The sequence below is a fragment of the Shewanella mytili genome (assembly GCF_046765975.1).
GTDB lineage: Bacteria > Pseudomonadota > Gammaproteobacteria > Enterobacterales > Shewanellaceae > Shewanella > Shewanella mytili.
The window spans coordinates 46,645-64,895 of record NZ_JBKOUD010000016.1 but is presented as its reverse complement, the minus strand read 5'-3'; the positions used below and the strand labels follow the sequence as shown (position 1 = coordinate 64,895).

Here is an 18,251-nt window from a genome sequence, read left to right as displayed (position 1 = left end):
ATAACGCCCCGCTAGACGGCGAGCGAAGCGAGTCCTAGTGAAGGCCACGTTTTTCCTGTGGCCGTAACGGATTTCAGCGGTTTGTTAGTGTTGAATCGTTGGGTCAAAGCCATACCTCCATTGATTCAATCGTCCTCCTGAGCTAGCAATCTCGAAAACATCCATAATTTGCTCAAAGTATGTGAAGCCTCTATCCATCTCTTCGGAATCCATCACAGATAGTGCACGAGCTGCGACTTCGATGATCCCCCAGAACTCATCTTCCGATATTTCAGATTCTGAAACCTTGAGGATACTGACTATAGCTGCATTTATAACTAGCTCGGCCTGAAGCCTAGTTACCTCGTCAGGAGCGCCTGGATAGAAGTACACGGAACTTTCGACGAACTTCTTTTCTTCTAAAAGCGCTTCTAGCTGACTGACCCTATCTGGGTTAACACTGATCATTTGTCCCTCATTTGAACAGCCAAACATTAGTACCGTTAAGAACAGGAGAGTAATAATTTTCATATTTACACTAACGCCATGTTAACAGGCTAAATATAGTGGGCTAAAATTAGCGACGAAGGAGCAAGAGCTAACTATATTTTGTCCTTGTTTAACAGCTTGTTATATGCGATTACGCAAACAGTCTAAAAGGTTATCCCCATCATCATACATAATAATTTCTGTACCAGTTGTCATCAAAACATCAGTTTCCCCAGAAACAAACCTAATCATGTTTAGTAACGCCCAAAGGTTATGAATTAGCAAAGTTAAATCATCGTAATTAAGCGATAAGTGCTGAGTTTTATTTTTTATTGTTCGTAAGTCATTATGAGAAATAACTTTATTTCGATACTTTTTTATTCCAGTAGCAACAAATAACTGTTGAGTATTAGACAACAATTCAGATAGTTCTTTATTTTCTGTTAGTTTTAATTCTTTAATCAAAAAATTAAAAGATAAATTCGAATCTTTATCACTGCTACTTGTGGCAGGATCTAAGATACGGGAGATACTTATATAAATGGTATTCAGTAATGAACGCTGATAGCTGGAAAAAACCGTAGCCGCCGTTTTATTAAGTAAGTCAATAGACTCTGGCTTTACAAACAATTGACTATATAAAGTAAATTCAGTCGCAATATCTGCAACAATGCTTTGCATAGTTTCTATATTTTCAGAACTCACGGTATCTCCTTTGCATATAACGCCGCACACAAGGGCGGCCAAATAAGCGTAGCGTTTTGGGCGTCCCAGCGACCGTAGGGAGCGATTGCTGCGCCTTGTTATGCATTTTTAATTTTATTCCATTTCCCCTCAAAGGGTAGCAATGCATCTTTTACTTGGAAGTACTTCTTCCTTTGCTGGGTAACACCAAGTTGTTTGCTAGAACCTTTGACTTCCATAGCTTCTGCTTTTGACATGACAAAGAATCTTGCCTTGCCTTTACCTTCAAATATCACGACTACAAGAAAGTCGTAAATTTTATCTACTCTATCAATGGCATTATTTGTTGCCTTGTTATTAAGATCGGTAGACTTCACCTGAATCCTCACAACTTTATCTTCTCTGAGGATTGCCGTTATATCAAAATCTGGCTGGGTAACATTTATGGCTTGGTAAGCCTCGATATCTTCTTCGAGCAAACATGCTAATACTCGATATTCGCCATACTTCCCGATGGATTTCACTTGGCCCCCTTTAATGCATAACGCCGCCAACAGCGGCGAGCGAAGCGAGTCCGGTGCCCAAAGGGCACGTACTGATTGGCCTTGTTATGCATTACTTGCCTGCTTTACCAGCCTCTAAAATAGGAAGGCCCGCCTCTGTAGGTATATAGATGCGCTCCCCATTGCCATCTTGTAATCCTTTTATCCATATATAGCGTAAATATTCTTCGTTGTTTTTTAGGGATTCACCAATAATTTTATTAGCTTCTGCTGCTGCTTTTGCACGCTCAATATCTGCTTGCCCTTCAGCTTTTGCCCTAGCTATTTTGGCTTTACCCTCTGCTTCTGCAAGAGTAACTTTTGCCTTTGCCTGCATGAGTGCAGCTTGCTCTCTGGCCTTGGCTTCTTCAATGAGTATTTGTTTTGACCATTCAGCCTCTTTTAGGGCAGCACGACCATTAAGCTCTTGCTTGTAGACGTTATATTTAGGCCACGCCCAAAATGCCAAAATTATGAATATAAAGAAAGCAACAACTAAAAAGGCTAAAGTACCTAAGGCCATTGCTTGTCTATTTTGATACATCGATTTCTCCTAAAGATGCATAACATTTTAATAATGAGAATGCTCATTTAGCACCTCTGACCAGTGTAAAGCGAGCATGTGAATTGTTTTAATAATTAACAAGTTACGCCATTTTGTCCAGATAAATTTACGATGAAAATGAGCATACTTGTTATCTCCCTGGATGCCGCACACTATCTCGCGATAACAAGTCCTTAACCTGCTGATTTAAAAAATAATAATATTTTTACTGGTTGGATAACCGGACTGCTTATCAGATCAATTCTGACTTGAAATCGCCAAAATCTCGATAATACTGTGCGTATATACAGCACCTGAAGATTGCCATGAGTAAGAGTCCCTTTCTTCGCGCTGTCAGTGATGATATGCGTCTACGCGGATATAGCATACGCACTGAACATGCTTATCTGCACTGGATCAAACGCTACATTCTCTTTAACCATAAGCGCCATCCGGAAACCCTTGGCAAAGAAGAGATCGCGGCATTTTTAACTTATCTTGCAGTTGAACGCCATGTCGCAATAAATACGCAAAAAGTGGCGCTGAATGCTTTGGCATTTTTATACCAAAAGTTTTTGCATATCGAGCTAGGTGACCTAGGCTTTTCTCTGGCGACCAAGCAAAGGCGTTTGCCTGTCGTGCTGTCGGCAGCGCAAGTCGCGCACATTATTTCAGAACTTGATGGTGCAGCATCTCAGATTGTTCAAATGCTTTACGGCAGTGGCTTACGTGTTTCCGAGTGTCTGCGCCTGCGGATCCAGGATGTGGATCTGGACAGACTACATGTTACGGTACGCGACGGTAAAGGTAATAAAGATCGGCAAACCTTGCTCGCGGCATCCTGTATCCCATGGCTGCAATTGCGGATATCCAACAGTATTGCCATTCAGCAAAAAGATAATGCGCTTGGGGTTGGTCCCTCTTTGCCCCATGCACTTGGGCGCAAATATCCTTCCGCTTTTCGTAGCCCTGCTTGGATGTTTATATTTCCGAGCACGACGCTGTGTGCACATCCCGTAACAGGTGAACTGTGTCGTCACCATTTACATGAAAGCTTGGTGCGAAAGGCGCTGTCCATTGCTGCACAAAAAATTGGACTCTGTAAAAAAATCAGCTGCCACACATTTCGACACAGTTTTGCCACTCATCTTTTGCAGGCAGGTTACGATATTCGAACAGTGCAGGAACTGCTTGGCCACAATGACGTCAAAACCACACAGATCTACACCCACGTGCTCGGACAACACTATGCCGGAACAGTCAGCCCGCTGGACCGTTTAGGCTGATTCTACCACTTGCTGAGGACGGGAATAGCTACCGCACGAGTTGAAATGTATCATTTCAGCCCTAAAATTTATTTTATTGTCGCCCTAAAAACAAGTTATTACCATGAGTTCTCTTGATCTGGGCTTTATCATCAGGACAGGATATATTTTTGACTTTTTGTGCTGTTAAGGCCATTAACAACGCCTAATGAGGGATATCAAATTTTCAACACCTAAAATTAGAGTTGTAAAAATCCATAATACCCCTCATTAACACCTAATAATTTTAAGAAACCGTGAAACATGATGGGAACTTATAAGAAGCAAAGCCAACAAAAAAGCCCGTAAACTATGAGCTTACGGGCTTTCTTAGGAAGTACTAGTATTAGGGCAATACGATTACATCATGCCGCCCATTCCACCCATACCGCCCATGCCACCCATATCAGGTGCGGCAACTTCGTCCTTAGGCAGCTCGGCAACCATGGCTTCGGTGGTGATCATCAAGCCAGCAACAGAAGCGGCAAACTGCAGAGCGCTGCGGGTTACCTTGGTTGGGTCCAGAATGCCCATTTCCAGCATGTCGCCATAGGTATCGTTACCGGCGTTGTAACCAAAGTTACCGCTGCCGTCTTTCACCTTGTTAGCTACCACTGAGGCTTCTTCACCGGCGTTGGTTGCAATCTGGCGCAGTGGGGCTTCCATGGCGCGCAGGGCAATTACCACACCGTGTTTCTGATCTTCGTTAGCCACTTCTACATCGTGGATCTTGGATGCGGCGCGAACCAGCGCCACACCACCACCGGCAACCACACCTTCTTCAACGGCGGCGCGGGTAGCATGCAGGGCATCTTCAACACGGGCTTTTTTCTCTTTCATTTCCACTTCGGTAGCGGCACCGACCTTGATGACTGCCACACCGCCGGCCAGTTTGGCCATGCGTTCTTGCAGTTTTTCCTTGTCGTAGTCAGAAGTGGATTCTTCAATCTGCTGTTTGATCTGTACCACGCGGGCCTTGATCTGATCTTCAGCACCCACACCGTCAATGATGGTGGTGTTGTCTTTGGTGATGACAACGCGTTTGGCGCTGCCCAGATCTTCCAAAGTGGCTTTTTCCAGTTCCAGACCGATTTCTTCAGCGATAACGGTACCGCCGGTCAGGATGGCAATGTCCTGCAGCATGGCTTTACGGCGATCGCCAAAGCCTGGGGCTTTCACGGCAGCAACTTTCACAATGCCGCGCATGTTGTTCACAACCAGGGTAGCCAGCGCTTCGCCTTCAACATCTTCAGCCACAATCAGCAATGGTTTGCCGGATTTGGCCAGGCCTTCCAGTACGGGCAGCAGCTCACGGATGTTGGAGATTTTCTTGTCAACCAGCAGGATGTAAGGGTTGTCCAGCTCTACGCTGCCAGTGTCCGGTTTGTTGATGAAATAGGGAGACAGGTAGCCGCGGTCAAACTGCATGCCTTCTACCACGTCCAGTTCGTTTTCCAGCGCCTGGCCTTCTTCTACGGTGATAACCCCTTCTTTGCCCACTTTTTCCATGGCGGTGGCGATGATTTCACCGATGGATTCGTCGGAGTTGGCAGAAATGGTGCCTACCTGAGCAATGGACTTGGCATCAGAACAAGCTTGAGACAGGGTTTTCAGCTCAGCCACTGCGGCAACCACGGCTTTGTCGATACCGCGTTTCAGATCCATGGGGTTCATGCCGGCAGCAACGGCTTTCAGGCCTTCATTCACAATGGCCTGTGCCAGTACGGTAGCGGTGGTGGTACCGTCACCGGCAGCATCGTTAGCCTTGGAGGCCACTTCTTTCACCATCTGGGCGCCCATGTTTTCAAACTGGTCTTCCAACTCAATTTCTTTGGCTACTGACACACCGTCTTTGGTGATCAGCGGCGCGCCGAAGCTTTTGTCCAGCACCACATTACGGCCTTTAGGGCCCAGGGTAACTTTTACTGCGTTAGCCAGAACATTCACGCCCGCCAGCATTTTTACGCGAGCATCATTGCCAAATTTTACTTCTTTAGCTGCCATGTTGATTATCCTTTAAATTCGTTGTTAGGTTGGAATGACGTATTGCTCAAGGTGAGCTTATTGCACCACTGCCATCAGATCTGATTCAGACAGGATCAGCACTTCTTCCCCGTCGATCTTTTCTTTCTTGACGCCGTAGCCTTCGTTGAAGATCACGACATCACCAACTTTCACATCCAGTGGCCGCACTTCGCCATTTTCCAAGATCCGGCCATTGCCTACTGCCAGCACTTCGCCGCGGGTAGACTTTTCGGCCGCGCTTCCAGTCAGCACAATGCCACCGGCAGAAGTGGACTCCACTTCGAGACGTTTGACGATCACGCGGTCATGTAATGGACGAATATTCATTTATGGATTCTCCTAATGACGTTTGCCCAACAGTTTCAGGCGATATTACAGGTTAATAAATGCGACAACCGCAAATGGTTGCCGCTGGATGTAGTCCTATATGGGGCTGTTTTTCAGACTTCCAAGTGTTAGCCGGCAATTTTTTTAAAATTTTTTCGGGCGTAAATCAGCCTTTATGCAATCAGGTTTTATCGCATGTAAGCTTCCTGATAGAATCGCCGCCCAACAGCCTTTCCATTTATTCACTCATGGGGTAGTAGACGATGAGAGACAGACACGGGTTGCTGAGCCAGCCCATCGGTCGTGTGCTGCTCAACATGAGTCTGCCCAACATGCTGGGGATCCTGACGGTACTCGGGTTCAATCTGGTGGATACCTTTTTCATCAGCCGCCTGGGCACCGAGGCGCTGGCCGCCATCAGTTTCACCTTCCCGGTCACGCTGATCATCTCCAGCGTGGCGGTGGGTATTGGCGCTGGCGTATCCACCAATCTTGGGCGATTGATTGGTGCCGGCCATGCGCCCCAGGCCAAGATTTTCCTGCACGATGCCCTGCTGCTGACCTTTTTGCTCATCAGCACGCTGGCAACCCTGGGCAGCCTGTTCAACGACAGGCTGTTTACCCTGCTTGGCGCCGCCGACAGCATTTTGCCGCTCATTCATGACTACATGCAGATTTGGTATGTGGGCGTGCCATTGCTGGTGCTGCAAATGGTGGGCAACCAGGGATTGAAAGCCACTGGCGATACCCGCTTACCGGCACAAATCCTGGCGCTGGCGGCATTGATTAACCTCATTCTGGATCCGTTGCTGATTTTCGGCATTGGCCCATTCCCCCGGCTGGAGCTGCAAGGCGCCGCCATTGCCACGGTTAGCTCCTGGATAGTGGCGCTGTGTTTTTCCGGTTATTTGCTGGTGTTGAAACGGCATCTTTTGGTCGCGGCGCCGTTGTCGCCAACACGCTGGTGGGCCAACTGGAAACAGCTGGCGCATATTGCCCAGCCGGCAGCGGTGATGAACCTCATCAACCCGCTGGCCAATATGCTGATTATGGCCATGCTGGCGCGGATTGATCATGCGGCGGTAGCGGCCTTTGGTGCCGGCACCCGGCTAGAGTCGGTATTGCTGATTGTCACCATGGCACTGTCATCAAGCCTGGTGCCGTTTGTGGCGCAAAATCTGGGGGCGGGCCAGAAACAGCGAGCCCGGGAAGCGGTCATGCTGTCTCTGCGGTTTGTGCTGCTGTTTCAAACCCTGCTGTATCTGCCACTGGCACTGTGGGCCGAGCCCCTTGCCGGACTGTTCAGTGACGACCCACGGGTGCTGGAATGGCTGACCTTTTACATTCGGGTACTGCCGCTGGCCTATGGCGCGCTGGGGATGGTGATTCTGGTAGCTACCGTGCTCAACGCCTATCACCGTCCCATGGCATCCTTGTCGCTTAATCTGTGCCGACTGTTTTTGCTGATGCTGCCGCTGGCAGCATTGGGAGCTTGGTACGCGGGCGTTAAAGGCTTACTGATGGCATTGCCGGTGAGTAATCTGCTGATGGGGATTGCCAGTTACATGATTGCCCGTCAGGTGAAAGAGCCGGCCCATCTGCACCATGGCGAGTGCTGCCAGCATCCCGGCGCCCCGGGGAATCCCGAACCGAAGCGCCAAAGCCCTAAATAATCCTTGCCCGCAGCCCTCCTTAACGGCGCTGCGGCTTGTCATCCTCGTGGTTATCGCTGTGATCATCAGACAACTGATGGCTTTCCGGGCGCTTATCCGACGGGTCGGGCTTGTGCTCGTATTCACCGTCAATCACATCTCCCGATTTATTCTCCGGAGGCTGCTGCCCAAACGGAGGGCGGCGATAGTTGGACATCACCACCCGCAGCTGCATGCGCTTGAACAAAAATTTGGCAATCAGTTGCCGGCTCACGGGAGTCAGAAAAATCAGGCCGATAAAATCCGTGGCAAACCCCGGGATCACCAGTAAGATGCCAGCCAACGCCAGCAGCATGCCTTCCACGATTTCCGGCCCGGGCGCTTCACCGTGGGACAGTTTGCGTTGCACCACCATCAGGGTGCTCAACCCCTGGCTTTTCACCAGCGACACCCCCACCACCGCAGTCAGGATCACCAACGCGATAGTGTTGAAACTTCCCAGAACATCACCCACCTGCATCAGGATGGAGAGTTCCACCATGGGCAACACGATTAACAGTACCAGCAACAAGAAAAAAAGCATGGAGATCTCAATTATCTATCGATTGAACAAACTTAATGGGGATTTTGCGGTCACAATTCAAGACCTGCGTTGGCGCCCATACTCACTGTTTTGACAACAGTTTAATGCAACTGCCCCCCAAATACCGTAGAGTAGTCGGTCGGCTTGCCCTGTCAACCCATTATCCGTCAATAAACAGAGTGACACAGATGAACGGTAAAACGCCAGAATTCCTGCTGGTATTCTGCAGCTGTCCTGACCATAACACCGCCTTGCAACTTGCCCGCACGCTTGTGAATGAAGGGCTGGTGGCCTGTGCCCAGTTATCGGCGCCGGTAACATCCGTGTATCGGTGGCAGGGTGACACCTGTGAAAGCCACGAAATCAGCCTGCAGCTAAAATGTTTGGCGGCGGCTTATCCCCAACTGCAGCAACGCGTGCTGCAACTCCATCCTTACGAAGTGCCGGAACTGATTGCTGTGGATATTCAGCAGGGACTACCGGCGTATCTGCACTGGATAAAAGACAACACAAGATTATGAAACGACTCATCACCCTGCTGTTTGCCTCACTATTACTGTTGCCGTTAGCGCACGCCAGCGGCCTGAGCGACAAATTCCCTTTCCTTAAAAGCGAGCCGGAGCTGATGCCGGTAGACAAGGCTTTCGCCTTTGATGCTGTGCAACATGATCAGGTGGTGGAAGTCAGTTGGGTGATTGCCGACGGCTACTACATGTACCGGGACAAAATCTCCGTGACACTCGATGGCGGAACATTGGGAGAGATTGCCAAACCCCGCGGTGAAAGCCACCACGATGACTATTTTGGCACCCAGGAGGTGTACCGCAGTTATGTGGAAATCCCCATAGCTGTCAAGCAGGCAGGCGGCGAAGCCACCTTGAAAATCACCTACATGGGTTGCGCCGAAGGCAAATTGTGTTTCCCCCCCACCACCAGCACCTTGGCGTTAACACCCGTGGCGGAAAATGACGGCGTATTGGCCGGTGCCCAGGCAAGCGCCAGTGACAATGCCGCTCCGGCAACAACCGCCGCCGGCCCGGTAACCCAGCAAGACTCCCTGCTGGATGAACTGCTTAACAATGACAGCAAGCTGCTGACATTATTGACCTTCTTTGCCCTTGGCATTGGGTTGGCACTGACCCCCTGCGTATTTCCCATGTACCCGATCCTGTCGGGCATCATTGTGGGGCAGGGGCAAAAAGTCTCCACCGCCCGCGCCTTTACCCTGTCGATGACCTACGTGCAAGGGATGGCAATCACCTACTCCATTCTCGGGCTGATTGTGGCCACCGCCGGGATGCAGTATCAGGCCGCCTTGCAAAGCCCGCCGGTACTGATTGGCATTGCCATTTTGTTTGTCGCGCTGAGTTTGTCGATGTTCGGGGTGTATGAACTGCAACTGCCCTCGTCCTGGCAGCAAAAAATGAACACGCTTTCCAATAAACAGCAGGGTGGCAAACTCACCGGCGTCTTCATGATGGGGGTTTTGTCCGGGCTGGTGGCCTCCCCGTGCACCACCGCGCCGCTGTCAGCAGTGCTGGTGTATGTGGCCCAAAGCGGCAACCTGCTGCAGGGCTTTATCACCCTTTACATCCTCAGCATGGGAATGGGCTTGCCGTTACTGCTGATTGGCACCTCAGGCGGCAAACTGCTGCCCCGCGCTGGCGCCTGGATGGAAATCATCAAGCATGTGTTCGGCTTCCTGCTGATTATGGTGTCCATCATCATGCTGGGCCGTATCTGGCCAGGGCTGGTATCCGAACTGTTATGGTCCCTATGGGGCATCTGCCTGGTAGGCTACCTTATCCATCAGAACAAGCGCACTCAGTTCAACTGGCAGCAAACCGCCCGAGCCGTGCTGCTGCAACTGGCGCTGCTTGGCAGTTTTGCCTATGGTGCCCAGGCCGTGCTCGTGTCGCTGGGTTATGGCTTCGCTTCGCAAAAAGCCGAGATACATTTCAAGCATGTCAGCTCCTTGGCAGAATTTCAGGAAGAACTTGCCAACGCCAAGGCGGATGGCAAACCGGTGATGCTCGATTTGTATGCCGACTGGTGCGTGGCCTGTAAGGAATTTGCCAACATCACCTTTAAAGATGCTGCCGTACAGCAGCGGCTGGCACAAATGGTGCTGCTCAAGGCCGATGTGACCGCCATGAATGCCACCGATGAAGAGTTGCTCAATGCTTACGGCGTACTTGGGTTGCCCACCTTGCTGTTGGTGGGGGCCGATGGCCAGCTACGGGATGACTTGCGGATCACCGGTTTCATGGGGCCTGACAAGTTTGCCCCTCATCTGGATCTGCTGCTGGACTGAACCGGCACCGCCTGGCAGTTCAGCAAGCACTGTTTTAGCAACAGCGGAGTTACCTGGCGTAAACTCCGCTGTTTTTTAGGGCATTGAATGCCTTATAGTAAGCGCAGGACTCATTTTGCAAACTGACGGTATCTTGTTGCCATGGAACCTGCCATCCTCGTCATTACCCTCGCCTGTGGCCTGTTGGTCAGCCGGATTAACCTGCCGCCGTTAATCGGTTATCTGGCCGCCGGTTTCGTGTTGTATATCCTGGGGATACAGAACGAAAGCCTCCCGTTGCTCAACGCGTTGGCCAATCTTGGGGTCACCCTGCTGCTGTTTGCCATCGGCCTTAAACTTGATGTGCGCAGCCTGTTCAAGGCTGAAGTGCTGGCAGGCTCCTGTTTGCACCTGCTGTTTTCCATGTTGCTGTTACTGCCCCTGCTTAAACTACTGGGCATTATCGGCTTGTCCCAGCTGACCGGGCTTGACGGGACACAGCTGGCTCTGCTGGCCTTTGCCTTGAGTTTTTCCAGTACCGTGTTTGCGGTAAAAGTGCTGGAAGACAAAGGCGACATGCAAACGCTGTACGGCCGCGTTTCCATTGGCATCCTGATCATGCAGGACATTTTTGCCGTGCTGTTCTTAACCATTTCCAAAGGCAACATCCCCTCGCCCTGGGCATTGTTACTGCTGCTACTGCCACTGGCAAAACCCTTGATATACCGCATTTTTGATCGGGTGGGCCATGGCGAACTGCTGGTACTGTTCGGACTGGTCATGGCCCTGGTGGTGGGTGCCTGGCTGTTTGAGTCCGTGGGGCTAAAACCGGATCTGGGGGCCTTGCTTATCGGCATCATGCTGGCAGGCCACGCCAAGGCTTCGGAGCTTGCCAAATCCCTGTTTTATTTTAAAGAGCTATTTCTGGTAGCGTTTTTTCTCACCATCGGCCTTAACGGCTTGCCCAGTGGCAGCGACATTCTGTTGGCATTATTGCTGGTGCTGTTTGTTCCGGCCAAAATCATGTTGTTTGTCTGGCTGTTGACCCGTTTCAAATTACGCTCGCGCACCGCCATGCTCAGCGCCTTCAATCTGGGTAACTTCAGTGAATTCGGGCTGATTGTGGCCGCTGTTGCCACCGCCAAAGGCTGGTTGCCCCCCCAATGGTTAATCATCATTGCGGTTGCCCTCAGTATCAGCTTCCTGCTGGCTGCGCCCTTGAACAACCATGTTTGCAATGTGTACCAACGACTTCAGAAAAAACTGGTCCGGCTGGAGCGCCGTCCCCTGCATCCGGAAGACCGTCCCATTCCCATCGGCAACCCGCGCTTTCTGATCCTGGGGATGGGCCGCATCGGCAGCGGCGCCTATGACGAGCTGAAAAACCGTTTTGGTGGTGAAATCCTCGGCATTGAACACAAGCAGGAGTTGGTGAATTTTCACCGCCAGCACGGACGTAATGTAGTGAAAGGCGACGCTTCCGATACGGATTTTTGGGAAAAACTCGACCATGCCCCCAATCTGGAACTGGTGCTGCTGGCCATGCCTTATCATGCAGGCAACCTGTTTGCGGTGCAGCAACTCAAGAAGCTCAATTATCAGGGAAAAATCAGCGCCATCGTGCAATACGGGGAAGAAACCCAATCGCTGCGAGAATCCGGCGTACACAGCGTTTATAACCTTTATGAAGCGGCAGGTGCCGGTTTTGTGGAGCATGTGGTGACAGAGCTACTGCCGCCGGAGCCGCCCCGCAATGATGAAGGTGATAAAGTGTCCGCGGCCTGACCAGACAAAATCACCGTACCGCGAGCCAAATCCCGCTAACATCCGCTTGGATAGTCGTGATATAACAGCGGGATAGGCAAGTCTGTGCCAGACTGAAATCAACATGCTGTTTTGTGGAATACACCGAAAAAATGTCAAACCCCGCTCCCAGTGCAACCAAGCTGTTTGTGAAAACCTTCGGCACCAAGCCCGATGCCCTGTTCAGTGCGCCCGGCCGCGTTAATCTCATTGGTGAACACACCGATTATAACGATGGCTTCGTGTTGCCTGCCGCCATTAATTTTCACACCGTCATTGCGGTGAAAGTGCGCACGGATGACCAGTTCCGGGCCGTGGCGGATAACTACCCAGAAATTCGCCAGTGGCGTTATGGCGCCGAAGGGGAAATGGCGGCCAATGATGACTGGATCAATTACCTCAAGGGCTTCAGTGCCGCCGTGGCATTAAGCGGCCTGCCGGCCAAAGGGCTGGATTTGGCGGTGGTGGGCAATGTGCCCGTGGATGCGGGACTGGCCTCTTCGGCTTCGCTGGAGATAGCCTTTGGCTGTGCCATTAACGACACCAGCCAGTTACACCTGTCGCCCCTGGCCGTGGCACAACTGGCACAAAGGGGTGAAAACCACTACGTGGGCCATGCCTGCGGCATTATGGATCACATCACCAGCGCCATGGCCGAGGAAGACTGCGCCCTGCTCATTGACTGCATGGATCTGGAAAGCCAGCCGGTATCCATTCCCGATACCTTAAGCCTGATGATTATCAACTCAGGGTTACCGTCCGTACGCCACAGCGAAGATTTCAATGAACGTCGCCAGCAATGTGAACAAGTAGCGGAACATTTCGGGCTGGATACGCTGCGCCACCTGAGTCTGGCCAGCTTGCAACAGCAGCAGGCCACACTGGATGCCACCGCCTTTCGCCGTGCCCGCCATGTGATTAGCGAAAACCTGCGCACCCAAAAAACCGCCCGGGCACTGGCCACCGGTGATATTGGCCGCATCGCCCAGCTGATGGCTGAATCACACGATTCCATGCGGGATGACTTTGACATCGTGCCGCCTGCCATCGACACGCTGGTGCACATCATTCGCCAACAATTGGGTAGCCATGGCGGCGTGCGGATGACCGGCAAAGGCTTTGGCGGCTGCGTGATTGCCCTGGTGGAACATGAATACACCGACAAGGTGATTGCCGCCGTGGAGCGGCAATATCCGTCCGCTACCGGTCTGGAGGCCAGCATTTACCTGTGCAGTCCAACGGCCGGTGCCGCCCGGGTGGCCAAATAATCAATATGCAGGGTAAAGAGATGGAGCAGGTGCAACACAACCAGGTCACAGTCAGCATCCTTGAGCCCTGGCAAGACCCCCGGGGCGGCCAGATAGAACGCATCCTGCTGGATAACGGCATACTGGCGCTGGAAGTGCTCAGCCTTGGCGGCATTATCCGGGGGTTATGGGCACCAGACAGGCAAGGCAACCGGCAAAATGTGGTACTTGGCACTGACTCTGCCGCGGCATATCTTGCCCAAAAAGCCCATCTGGGCGGAGTTGCCGGGCGTTACAGCAACCGCATTGCCAACAGCCGTATCAACTGGCGCGATCGCAGCTATCAGCTGGACAACAATTTTCACGGCCACTGCCTGCACGGCGGCCATGAAGGCTTTAACCGCAAACACTGGCAAATGGATACGCTGCCAGATGGGGTGCGTTTGACCCTCAACAGCCCCGATGGCGACATGGGCTTTCCCGGCCATTGCCGGGTACAGCTGGATTACCGCCTGGCCGCCAATAACCTGTACGTGGAATTTACCGCCGATTGTGATGTCCCCTGCCCGGTCAGCCTCACCCAGCACAGTTATTTCAATCTGGATGGCAGTGATGACATCCGCCAGCAACACATACAGCTGCATGCTGACAAGGTGCTAGTGCCGGATGAGCATGGCATTCCGCAACGGATAATGGCGGTGGAAGGCTCGGTCTTTGACCTGCGCCGGGGCGTGATGATGGGCACCCATCTTGACAGCCAGCCACTGGCGGCAACCCGGGGGTATGATCACTGCTATCTCATGGAGATTGATGATGGGCCAGACACGCTATTACCGGTTGCCACCGTCAGCAGCCCCCTGTCAGGACGGGCCATGCGCCTCTACAGCAATCAGCCCGGCGTGCAATTTTATACGGCCAATTTCCTGCAAGGGACTCCCGGCCGTCAGGGGCAAGTGCTTCACAACTATCAGGGATGGTGCCTGGAGCCGCAAATGCTGCCGGACGCGCCCAATCAGCCCCACTTGCCCGGCAATCCCTGGTTGCTGCCCGGACAACAATATCACCACCTGAGCCGCTACCGTTTTACCAACGATGCGCCGGCGGACATGTGATGAACCTGCATTTTAACAGTGAGGATTTGGGGCAAATCACCATTGGTGCCTTTGCCTTGTCGGTGCCCATCGCCTTTTCCCAGGAAGCCTGGGAGCTGGCGGCCAACCTGCCGGCAGCCAACCTGTTACTGATCGTGTTACTCAGCCTGGGATTTATCGCCCTGTTCGCTTATCAGAGCGTATTTCAGGCACAAATACGCAGCCGCATCTGGGTGTTCCTGCTGCGGGTGGTACTGGCCTATGGCCTGACGCTGTTGGTCGTAAGTGTGGTGCTGCTGGCGCTGGACAAGTGGCCGGTGCTGACCACCCCGTTGCTGGCGCTGAAGCGTACATTGCTGATTGCCATGCCCGCCTCAATGGGCGCCATTATCGTCGACAGTTTCGATAAAGAGTAACTTACAGGTTACTCTTCAAAATCATCGTCATCCCAGCTGTCGTCGCTGTCATCCTCGAAATTATCGTCAATCACATCGCTGTCGCCATCTTCATCATCCAGTTGCGGCACAGGCTTGGCCTTGCGCGCCGGGGCGGTATCCTTGATGTTCGCCAGATTGATGCGGTCGGCATGTTTCTGCATGAATTCGGCCCGGGCGGTTTTCCAGGCGCCACCGAATTCGCTTTCGGCGGTCTTGAGTTGTTCGTCGCTCAGTTCGTGAAGGTTGGGTTTCACGATATCTTCCACATACTCCACGATGGCTTTGCGCTGCGTGTTGTACAGGTAGATGCGGCCGGCGGAGGCCTCGGGTAACTGATTGTCATGGATGACGATGGCATTGCCTCGTGAGGTTCTCAGTTCGCCATACCAAACTTGTTTCTTAGCAGTGTTATACATATATGCCAATACCCTTAAATCAACACATATACCAAAGGAATAAACCAAAAATACCCATCGTTGCTGCCATCTGCGGCGGCGCAATCCGCACGCGCCCCAAGGGCAATCAGACAACGCGTATTTTTACAGAATCTTTTACAGAATCAATGGCAAAAAGGTGATGCAGCAACCAAAAATGGTGCGTATTACACCGCAATTTTTCGGCCATTTGACGACAAAGGGGAATTTAGCCTAAAAACCCGTTAACGCAAACGAATTTATGCGAGAAAAATCCATTAATTGTTACGGGTGGCGAGTTTTCGACTGCCACCCATACAAAAAGGAATAAAAGACTACGGCGTTAGCACCACTTTGCCAAAATGCCGGCCGCTTTGTAGCAGTGCATGGGCATCTGCCGCCTGGGACAGGCTGAACTGCTGATGGATGTGCGGCTTGAGCAAGCCGTTGGCCAATAACGGCCATACCTGCTGGCGTAATTGCGCCGCGATGTCGGTTTTGGTGGCCACCGACAGCGGCCGTAATGCCGAACCGCTCCAGCTGATGCGCTTGAACATCAGCAAGCCCACATCCACCTGTGCCATGCGGCTTTCACGGCAGGCAACGGATACCAAGCGCCCGTCAGTGGCCAGTGCCCGCAAGTTGGCATTAATGTTATCGCCCCCGGCCATGTCCAGTACCACGTCCACGCCGCGGCCATCGGTAAAGGTTTTCACCGAGGCAATAAACGCCCCGTGCCGGGAGTCCAGCGCCGCATCCGCACCAAGCTTGATGCAGTATTGCCGTTTGGCCTCATTGCTGCTGGTGGCAATCACCCGGCAGTCAAAGGCCTTGGCAAGCTGGATGGCCGCCGAGCCGATGCCCCCGGAGCCGCCATGGATTAACACGGTTTCCCGGCGTTGCAGTGCCGCCCGCATGAACAAGTTATACCAAACCGTAAAGAAGGTTTCAGGGATGGCAGCAGCTTGTGCCATCTCCCAGCCCGGCGGCAGTGGCAAACAATGCCCGGCCCAAGTGAGCGCATACTCACTGTAACCGCCGCCCGGTACCAGTGCGCAGACGTTGTCTCCCGGCTGCCAGCGCTGCTCACCCTCGCCCACGGCCACAATCTCACCGGCAACTTCCAGTCCCAATACCGGTGAGGCATCTGCCGGCGGCGGATATAACCCCTGGCGCTGATAGAGATCCGGCCCGTTGACGCCGGCGGCAGCCACTTTTATCAGCACCTGCCCTGCCGCAGGCTCCGGCACGGGCACCTTTGCCACATGCAGCACTGATGGCTCGCCTGGGGTATCAAACTGAACTTGTCGCATAAGGCATCCTTTATCGCGGGAACGTGATGGCAAACCCGGCGTTTGCAATTATCGGCAATTACTGTAACAACCCGTATCCCTTACGTCACGGAAACAAAAAAGCACCGCCACAGCGGTGCTTTTGTCATCCCGGGTACGGGAAAAGGAACCCTTAGCCCTTGCGGATGGTCATGGTCCAGGCGGCATCACCCTTTTGGGCAAAATGCACCACGTCATGGCCTTCCTGTGCCGCCCAGCGAGGAATGTTCTCGGTGGCCTGGGCACAGTCATAATCCAGCACCACTTCAGCACCGCTAGCCAGTGGCGCCATGTATTTTTGCAATTCAATCAGTGGAAACGGGCACAGTTTGCCGGTGGTATCCAAATAGTGTTTCATCATCGACTCCTAGTAAAGGTTATATGCCGGCCAAACGCATGGGCCGGATCAGCATAAAATAATTAAAACTCCAACTCCCCAGCAGAATGGCCGGTATAAACAACCAGCCCTGCCAGGACAAAGTGGCGGTACCCACCAGTGCATTGCCCAGCATGCAGCCTCCGGCAATACCGCTGCCAAGCCCCATCAGCAAACCGCCAACAGCGCCCAACAGCAATGCTTTGGCTCCCGGATTACGCCAACGTTGTTCAGCGCTGCCTCTGGCAGCAATAAATGCACCGGCAAACAGTCCGATAAGGAAAAACCCGGACCAGCCAAAAAACTTGAGATTGCCGGTGGTCACAAGATCCCAGAGCTGGGCACTGGAACCACTGATCCCCACGCCGCCCACTCGCCCTGCCTGTAAACTGGCAGGCCAGGCCAGCAGGGCCAGCAGCCCAATCAGCACGGCGCTGACAAACGGATGCCAGCGTTTTTCAAACAGCAGATGGGCCAGTCCCTGTTTGCGGGGACTCATCAAGGCAACCGGGCGCCGTTGCCGCTTCAGGTAAACTGCGGCCAGAACCACGGTCAGCACGGTTAAGCACAGCACCACCAGCCACTGGGAGACCCCCAGGGTTTGATAAACGGTTTTATCCTGCAGCTGCAGTTGCTTGATGGGCGACACCAGCGCCTTGACGTCATCGGTGCGGATAAGCTTGCTGCCCACAATAAAGCCCAGCACGGCCAGCACACTGGCCGCCAGACCTTCTGCCGCACGGTAATAGGCACCGGTGGAGCAACTGCCTGCCGCCGCCATCCCTACGCCAAACAGCGCGCCGCCGATAATGGTGGCAAGCCAGGGAAAATGGCCGGAAGGCAATTTTACCCATTGCCACTCGGCCAGCAGGAACAAGCCGATACTTTGCACACTGATGGCAATCAAAATGGCAATCACCATGGTGAAATCTTTCTGCAAGTAGGTATCGCGAATGCCGCCTGCCATGCAAAAACGGCCACGCTGCATCACAAATCCCATGCCCAGCCCAATGGCACTGCCGGTCAATGCGGTGGTCATCATCATGGCTGCCTCCATAGGGCGGCATGGCCCGTGACAAGCGGCAGGCAATCTGCCCGATAAGCGGGGTAAAACGGTTGCGGGGTCATAAA

19 protein-coding genes are annotated in these 18,251 nt (G+C 52.6%); 8 read left to right on the top strand and 11 right to left on the bottom strand.

What is annotated here, in order from left to right:
• Positions 1-84 precede the first annotated feature (84 nt).
• The 4 genes from ACIDEJ_RS13605 to ACIDEJ_RS13590 all read right to left on the bottom strand — a co-directional run bounded on the left by ACIDEJ_RS13605 (position 85) and on the right by ACIDEJ_RS13590 (position 2,238).
• Positions 85-510 (bottom strand): DUF4844 domain-containing protein, encoded by a 426-nt coding sequence (locus ACIDEJ_RS13605; protein WP_411988607.1) that lies wholly within the window; start codon positions 508-510, stop codon positions 85-87.
• 99 nt (positions 511-609) lie between these two features.
• On the bottom strand, positions 610-1,173 hold the full coding sequence (locus tag ACIDEJ_RS13600) for an AbiU2 domain-containing protein (protein ID WP_411988606.1): 564 nt from the start codon (positions 1,171-1,173) through the stop codon (positions 610-612).
• Positions 1,174-1,271: 98 nt separating this feature from the next.
• Positions 1,272-1,676 (bottom strand): hypothetical protein, encoded by a 405-nt coding sequence (locus ACIDEJ_RS13595; RefSeq protein WP_411988605.1) that lies wholly within the window; start codon positions 1,674-1,676, stop codon positions 1,272-1,274.
• A gap of 91 nt (positions 1,677-1,767) precedes the next feature.
• Positions 1,768-2,238 carry an SPFH domain-containing protein gene (locus ACIDEJ_RS13590; RefSeq protein WP_411988604.1) on the bottom strand — a complete coding sequence of 157 codons (471 nt, stop codon included), beginning with the start codon at positions 2,236-2,238 and terminating at the stop codon, positions 1,768-1,770.
• Positions 2,239-2,564: 326 nt separating this feature from the next.
• Between ACIDEJ_RS13590 and ACIDEJ_RS13585 the strand changes: the two genes are divergently transcribed.
• The gene (locus ACIDEJ_RS13585) at positions 2,565-3,524 is read left to right on the top strand and encodes an integron integrase (protein ID WP_411988603.1); all 960 of its coding nucleotides are present in this window, start codon (positions 2,565-2,567) and stop codon (positions 3,522-3,524) included.
• A 378-nt stretch (positions 3,525-3,902) separates the two neighbouring features.
• On the opposite strand, the gene groL is transcribed toward ACIDEJ_RS13585, so the two are convergent.
• Both groL and ACIDEJ_RS13575 read right to left on the bottom strand, forming a co-directional pair.
• A complete protein-coding gene (gene groL / locus ACIDEJ_RS13580; RefSeq protein ID WP_411988602.1) occupies positions 3,903-5,546 on the bottom strand; it encodes a chaperonin GroEL in 1,644 nt (547 codons plus the stop codon).
• 57 nt (positions 5,547-5,603) lie between these two features.
• Positions 5,604-5,894 carry a co-chaperone GroES gene (locus ACIDEJ_RS13575; RefSeq protein WP_411988601.1) on the bottom strand — a complete coding sequence of 97 codons (291 nt, stop codon included), beginning with the start codon at positions 5,892-5,894 and terminating at the stop codon, positions 5,604-5,606.
• Positions 5,895-6,157: 263 nt separating this feature from the next.
• Between ACIDEJ_RS13575 and ACIDEJ_RS13570 the strand changes: the two genes are divergently transcribed.
• Positions 6,158-7,567 (top strand): MATE family efflux transporter, encoded by a 1,410-nt coding sequence (locus ACIDEJ_RS13570; RefSeq protein ID WP_411988600.1) that lies wholly within the window; start codon positions 6,158-6,160, stop codon positions 7,565-7,567.
• Positions 7,568-7,586: 19 nt separating this feature from the next.
• On the opposite strand, the gene ACIDEJ_RS13565 is transcribed toward ACIDEJ_RS13570, so the two are convergent.
• Entirely contained in the window at positions 7,587-8,129 is a 543-nt protein-coding gene (locus tag ACIDEJ_RS13565) for an FxsA family protein (protein WP_411988599.1), read from the bottom strand.
• Between the two features lie 188 nt (positions 8,130-8,317).
• Between ACIDEJ_RS13565 and cutA the strand changes: the two genes are divergently transcribed.
• The 6 genes from cutA to ACIDEJ_RS13535 all read left to right on the top strand — a co-directional run bounded on the left by cutA (position 8,318) and on the right by ACIDEJ_RS13535 (position 14,979).
• Entirely contained in the window at positions 8,318-8,650 is a 333-nt protein-coding gene (gene cutA / locus ACIDEJ_RS13560) for a divalent-cation tolerance protein CutA (RefSeq protein ID WP_411988598.1), read from the top strand.
• Positions 8,647-10,443 carry a protein-disulfide reductase DsbD gene (locus tag ACIDEJ_RS13555; protein ID WP_411988597.1) on the top strand — a complete coding sequence of 599 codons (1,797 nt, stop codon included), beginning with the start codon at positions 8,647-8,649 and terminating at the stop codon, positions 10,441-10,443. Before cutA ends, ACIDEJ_RS13555 begins: the two co-directional genes overlap by 4 nt.
• Positions 10,444-10,584: 141 nt before the next feature.
• Entirely contained in the window at positions 10,585-12,207 is a 1,623-nt protein-coding gene (locus ACIDEJ_RS13550) for a cation:proton antiporter domain-containing protein (RefSeq protein ID WP_411988596.1), read from the top strand.
• A gap of 131 nt (positions 12,208-12,338) precedes the next feature.
• On the top strand, positions 12,339-13,493 hold the full coding sequence (gene galK / locus ACIDEJ_RS13545; protein WP_411988595.1) for a galactokinase: 1,155 nt from the start codon (positions 12,339-12,341) through the stop codon (positions 13,491-13,493).
• A gap of 20 nt (positions 13,494-13,513) precedes the next feature.
• Positions 13,514-14,584, top strand: coding sequence for an aldose epimerase family protein (locus tag ACIDEJ_RS13540; protein ID WP_411988594.1), 1,071 nt, complete (start codon positions 13,514-13,516; stop codon positions 14,582-14,584).
• Positions 14,584-14,979 carry a DUF2391 family protein gene (locus tag ACIDEJ_RS13535; protein WP_411988593.1) on the top strand — a complete coding sequence of 132 codons (396 nt, stop codon included), beginning with the start codon at positions 14,584-14,586 and terminating at the stop codon, positions 14,977-14,979. The genes ACIDEJ_RS13540 and ACIDEJ_RS13535 overlap by 1 nt, the downstream gene beginning before the upstream one ends.
• Positions 14,980-14,987: 8 nt before the next feature.
• Here the strand turns inward: ACIDEJ_RS13535 and ACIDEJ_RS13530 are convergent, their stop codons facing one another.
• The 4 genes from ACIDEJ_RS13530 to ACIDEJ_RS13515 all read right to left on the bottom strand — a co-directional run bounded on the left by ACIDEJ_RS13530 (position 14,988) and on the right by ACIDEJ_RS13515 (position 18,165).
• Positions 14,988-15,416 (bottom strand): hypothetical protein, encoded by a 429-nt coding sequence (locus ACIDEJ_RS13530; protein ID WP_411988592.1) that lies wholly within the window; start codon positions 15,414-15,416, stop codon positions 14,988-14,990.
• A gap of 332 nt (positions 15,417-15,748) precedes the next feature.
• Positions 15,749-16,726: an NAD(P)H-quinone oxidoreductase gene (locus ACIDEJ_RS13525; RefSeq protein WP_411988591.1), complete on the bottom strand. Its 978-nt coding sequence runs from the start codon at positions 16,724-16,726 to the stop codon at positions 15,749-15,751.
• A gap of 151 nt (positions 16,727-16,877) precedes the next feature.
• Positions 16,878-17,102 carry a sulfurtransferase TusA family protein gene (locus ACIDEJ_RS13520; protein ID WP_411988590.1) on the bottom strand — a complete coding sequence of 75 codons (225 nt, stop codon included), beginning with the start codon at positions 17,100-17,102 and terminating at the stop codon, positions 16,878-16,880.
• Between the two features lie 19 nt (positions 17,103-17,121).
• Positions 17,122-18,165 (bottom strand): YeeE/YedE thiosulfate transporter family protein, encoded by a 1,044-nt coding sequence (locus tag ACIDEJ_RS13515; RefSeq protein ID WP_411988589.1) that lies wholly within the window; start codon positions 18,163-18,165, stop codon positions 17,122-17,124.
• Positions 18,166-18,251 lie beyond the last annotated feature (86 nt).

What these genes read in the sequence shown, in the direction of transcription:
- ACIDEJ_RS13605 (WP_411988607.1), bottom strand. Translation starts at nt 510, where the DNA reads ATGAAAATTATTACTCTCCTGTTCTTAACGGTACTAATGTTTGGCTGT.
- ACIDEJ_RS13590 (WP_411988604.1), bottom strand. Translation starts at nt 2,238, where the DNA reads ATGTATCAAAATAGACAAGCAATGGCCTTAGGTACTTTAGCCTTTTTA.
- ACIDEJ_RS13585 (WP_411988603.1), top strand. Translation starts at nt 2,565, where the DNA reads ATGAGTAAGAGTCCCTTTCTTCGCGCTGTCAGTGATGATATGCGTCTA.
- groL (WP_411988602.1), bottom strand. Translation starts at nt 5,546, where the DNA reads ATGGCAGCTAAAGAAGTAAAATTTGGCAATGATGCTCGCGTAAAAATG.
- ACIDEJ_RS13575 (WP_411988601.1), bottom strand. Translation starts at nt 5,894, where the DNA reads ATGAATATTCGTCCATTACATGACCGCGTGATCGTCAAACGTCTCGAA.
- ACIDEJ_RS13570 (WP_411988600.1), top strand. Translation starts at nt 6,158, where the DNA reads ATGAGAGACAGACACGGGTTGCTGAGCCAGCCCATCGGTCGTGTGCTG.
- ACIDEJ_RS13565 (WP_411988599.1), bottom strand. Translation starts at nt 8,129, where the DNA reads ATGCTTTTTTTCTTGTTGCTGGTACTGTTAATCGTGTTGCCCATGGTG.
- cutA (WP_411988598.1), top strand. Translation starts at nt 8,318, where the DNA reads ATGAACGGTAAAACGCCAGAATTCCTGCTGGTATTCTGCAGCTGTCCT.
- ACIDEJ_RS13555 (WP_411988597.1), top strand. Translation starts at nt 8,647, where the DNA reads ATGAAACGACTCATCACCCTGCTGTTTGCCTCACTATTACTGTTGCCG.
- ACIDEJ_RS13550 (WP_411988596.1), top strand. Translation starts at nt 10,585, where the DNA reads ATGGAACCTGCCATCCTCGTCATTACCCTCGCCTGTGGCCTGTTGGTC.
- galK (WP_411988595.1), top strand. Translation starts at nt 12,339, where the DNA reads ATGTCAAACCCCGCTCCCAGTGCAACCAAGCTGTTTGTGAAAACCTTC.
- ACIDEJ_RS13540 (WP_411988594.1), top strand. Translation starts at nt 13,514, where the DNA reads ATGGAGCAGGTGCAACACAACCAGGTCACAGTCAGCATCCTTGAGCCC.
- ACIDEJ_RS13535 (WP_411988593.1), top strand. Translation starts at nt 14,584, where the DNA reads ATGAACCTGCATTTTAACAGTGAGGATTTGGGGCAAATCACCATTGGT.
- ACIDEJ_RS13530 (WP_411988592.1), bottom strand. Translation starts at nt 15,416, where the DNA reads ATGTATAACACTGCTAAGAAACAAGTTTGGTATGGCGAACTGAGAACC.
- ACIDEJ_RS13525 (WP_411988591.1), bottom strand. Translation starts at nt 16,726, where the DNA reads ATGCGACAAGTTCAGTTTGATACCCCAGGCGAGCCATCAGTGCTGCAT.
- ACIDEJ_RS13520 (WP_411988590.1), bottom strand. Translation starts at nt 17,102, where the DNA reads ATGAAACACTATTTGGATACCACCGGCAAACTGTGCCCGTTTCCACTG.
- ACIDEJ_RS13515 (WP_411988589.1), bottom strand. Translation starts at nt 18,165, where the DNA reads ATGATGATGACCACCGCATTGACCGGCAGTGCCATTGGGCTGGGCATG.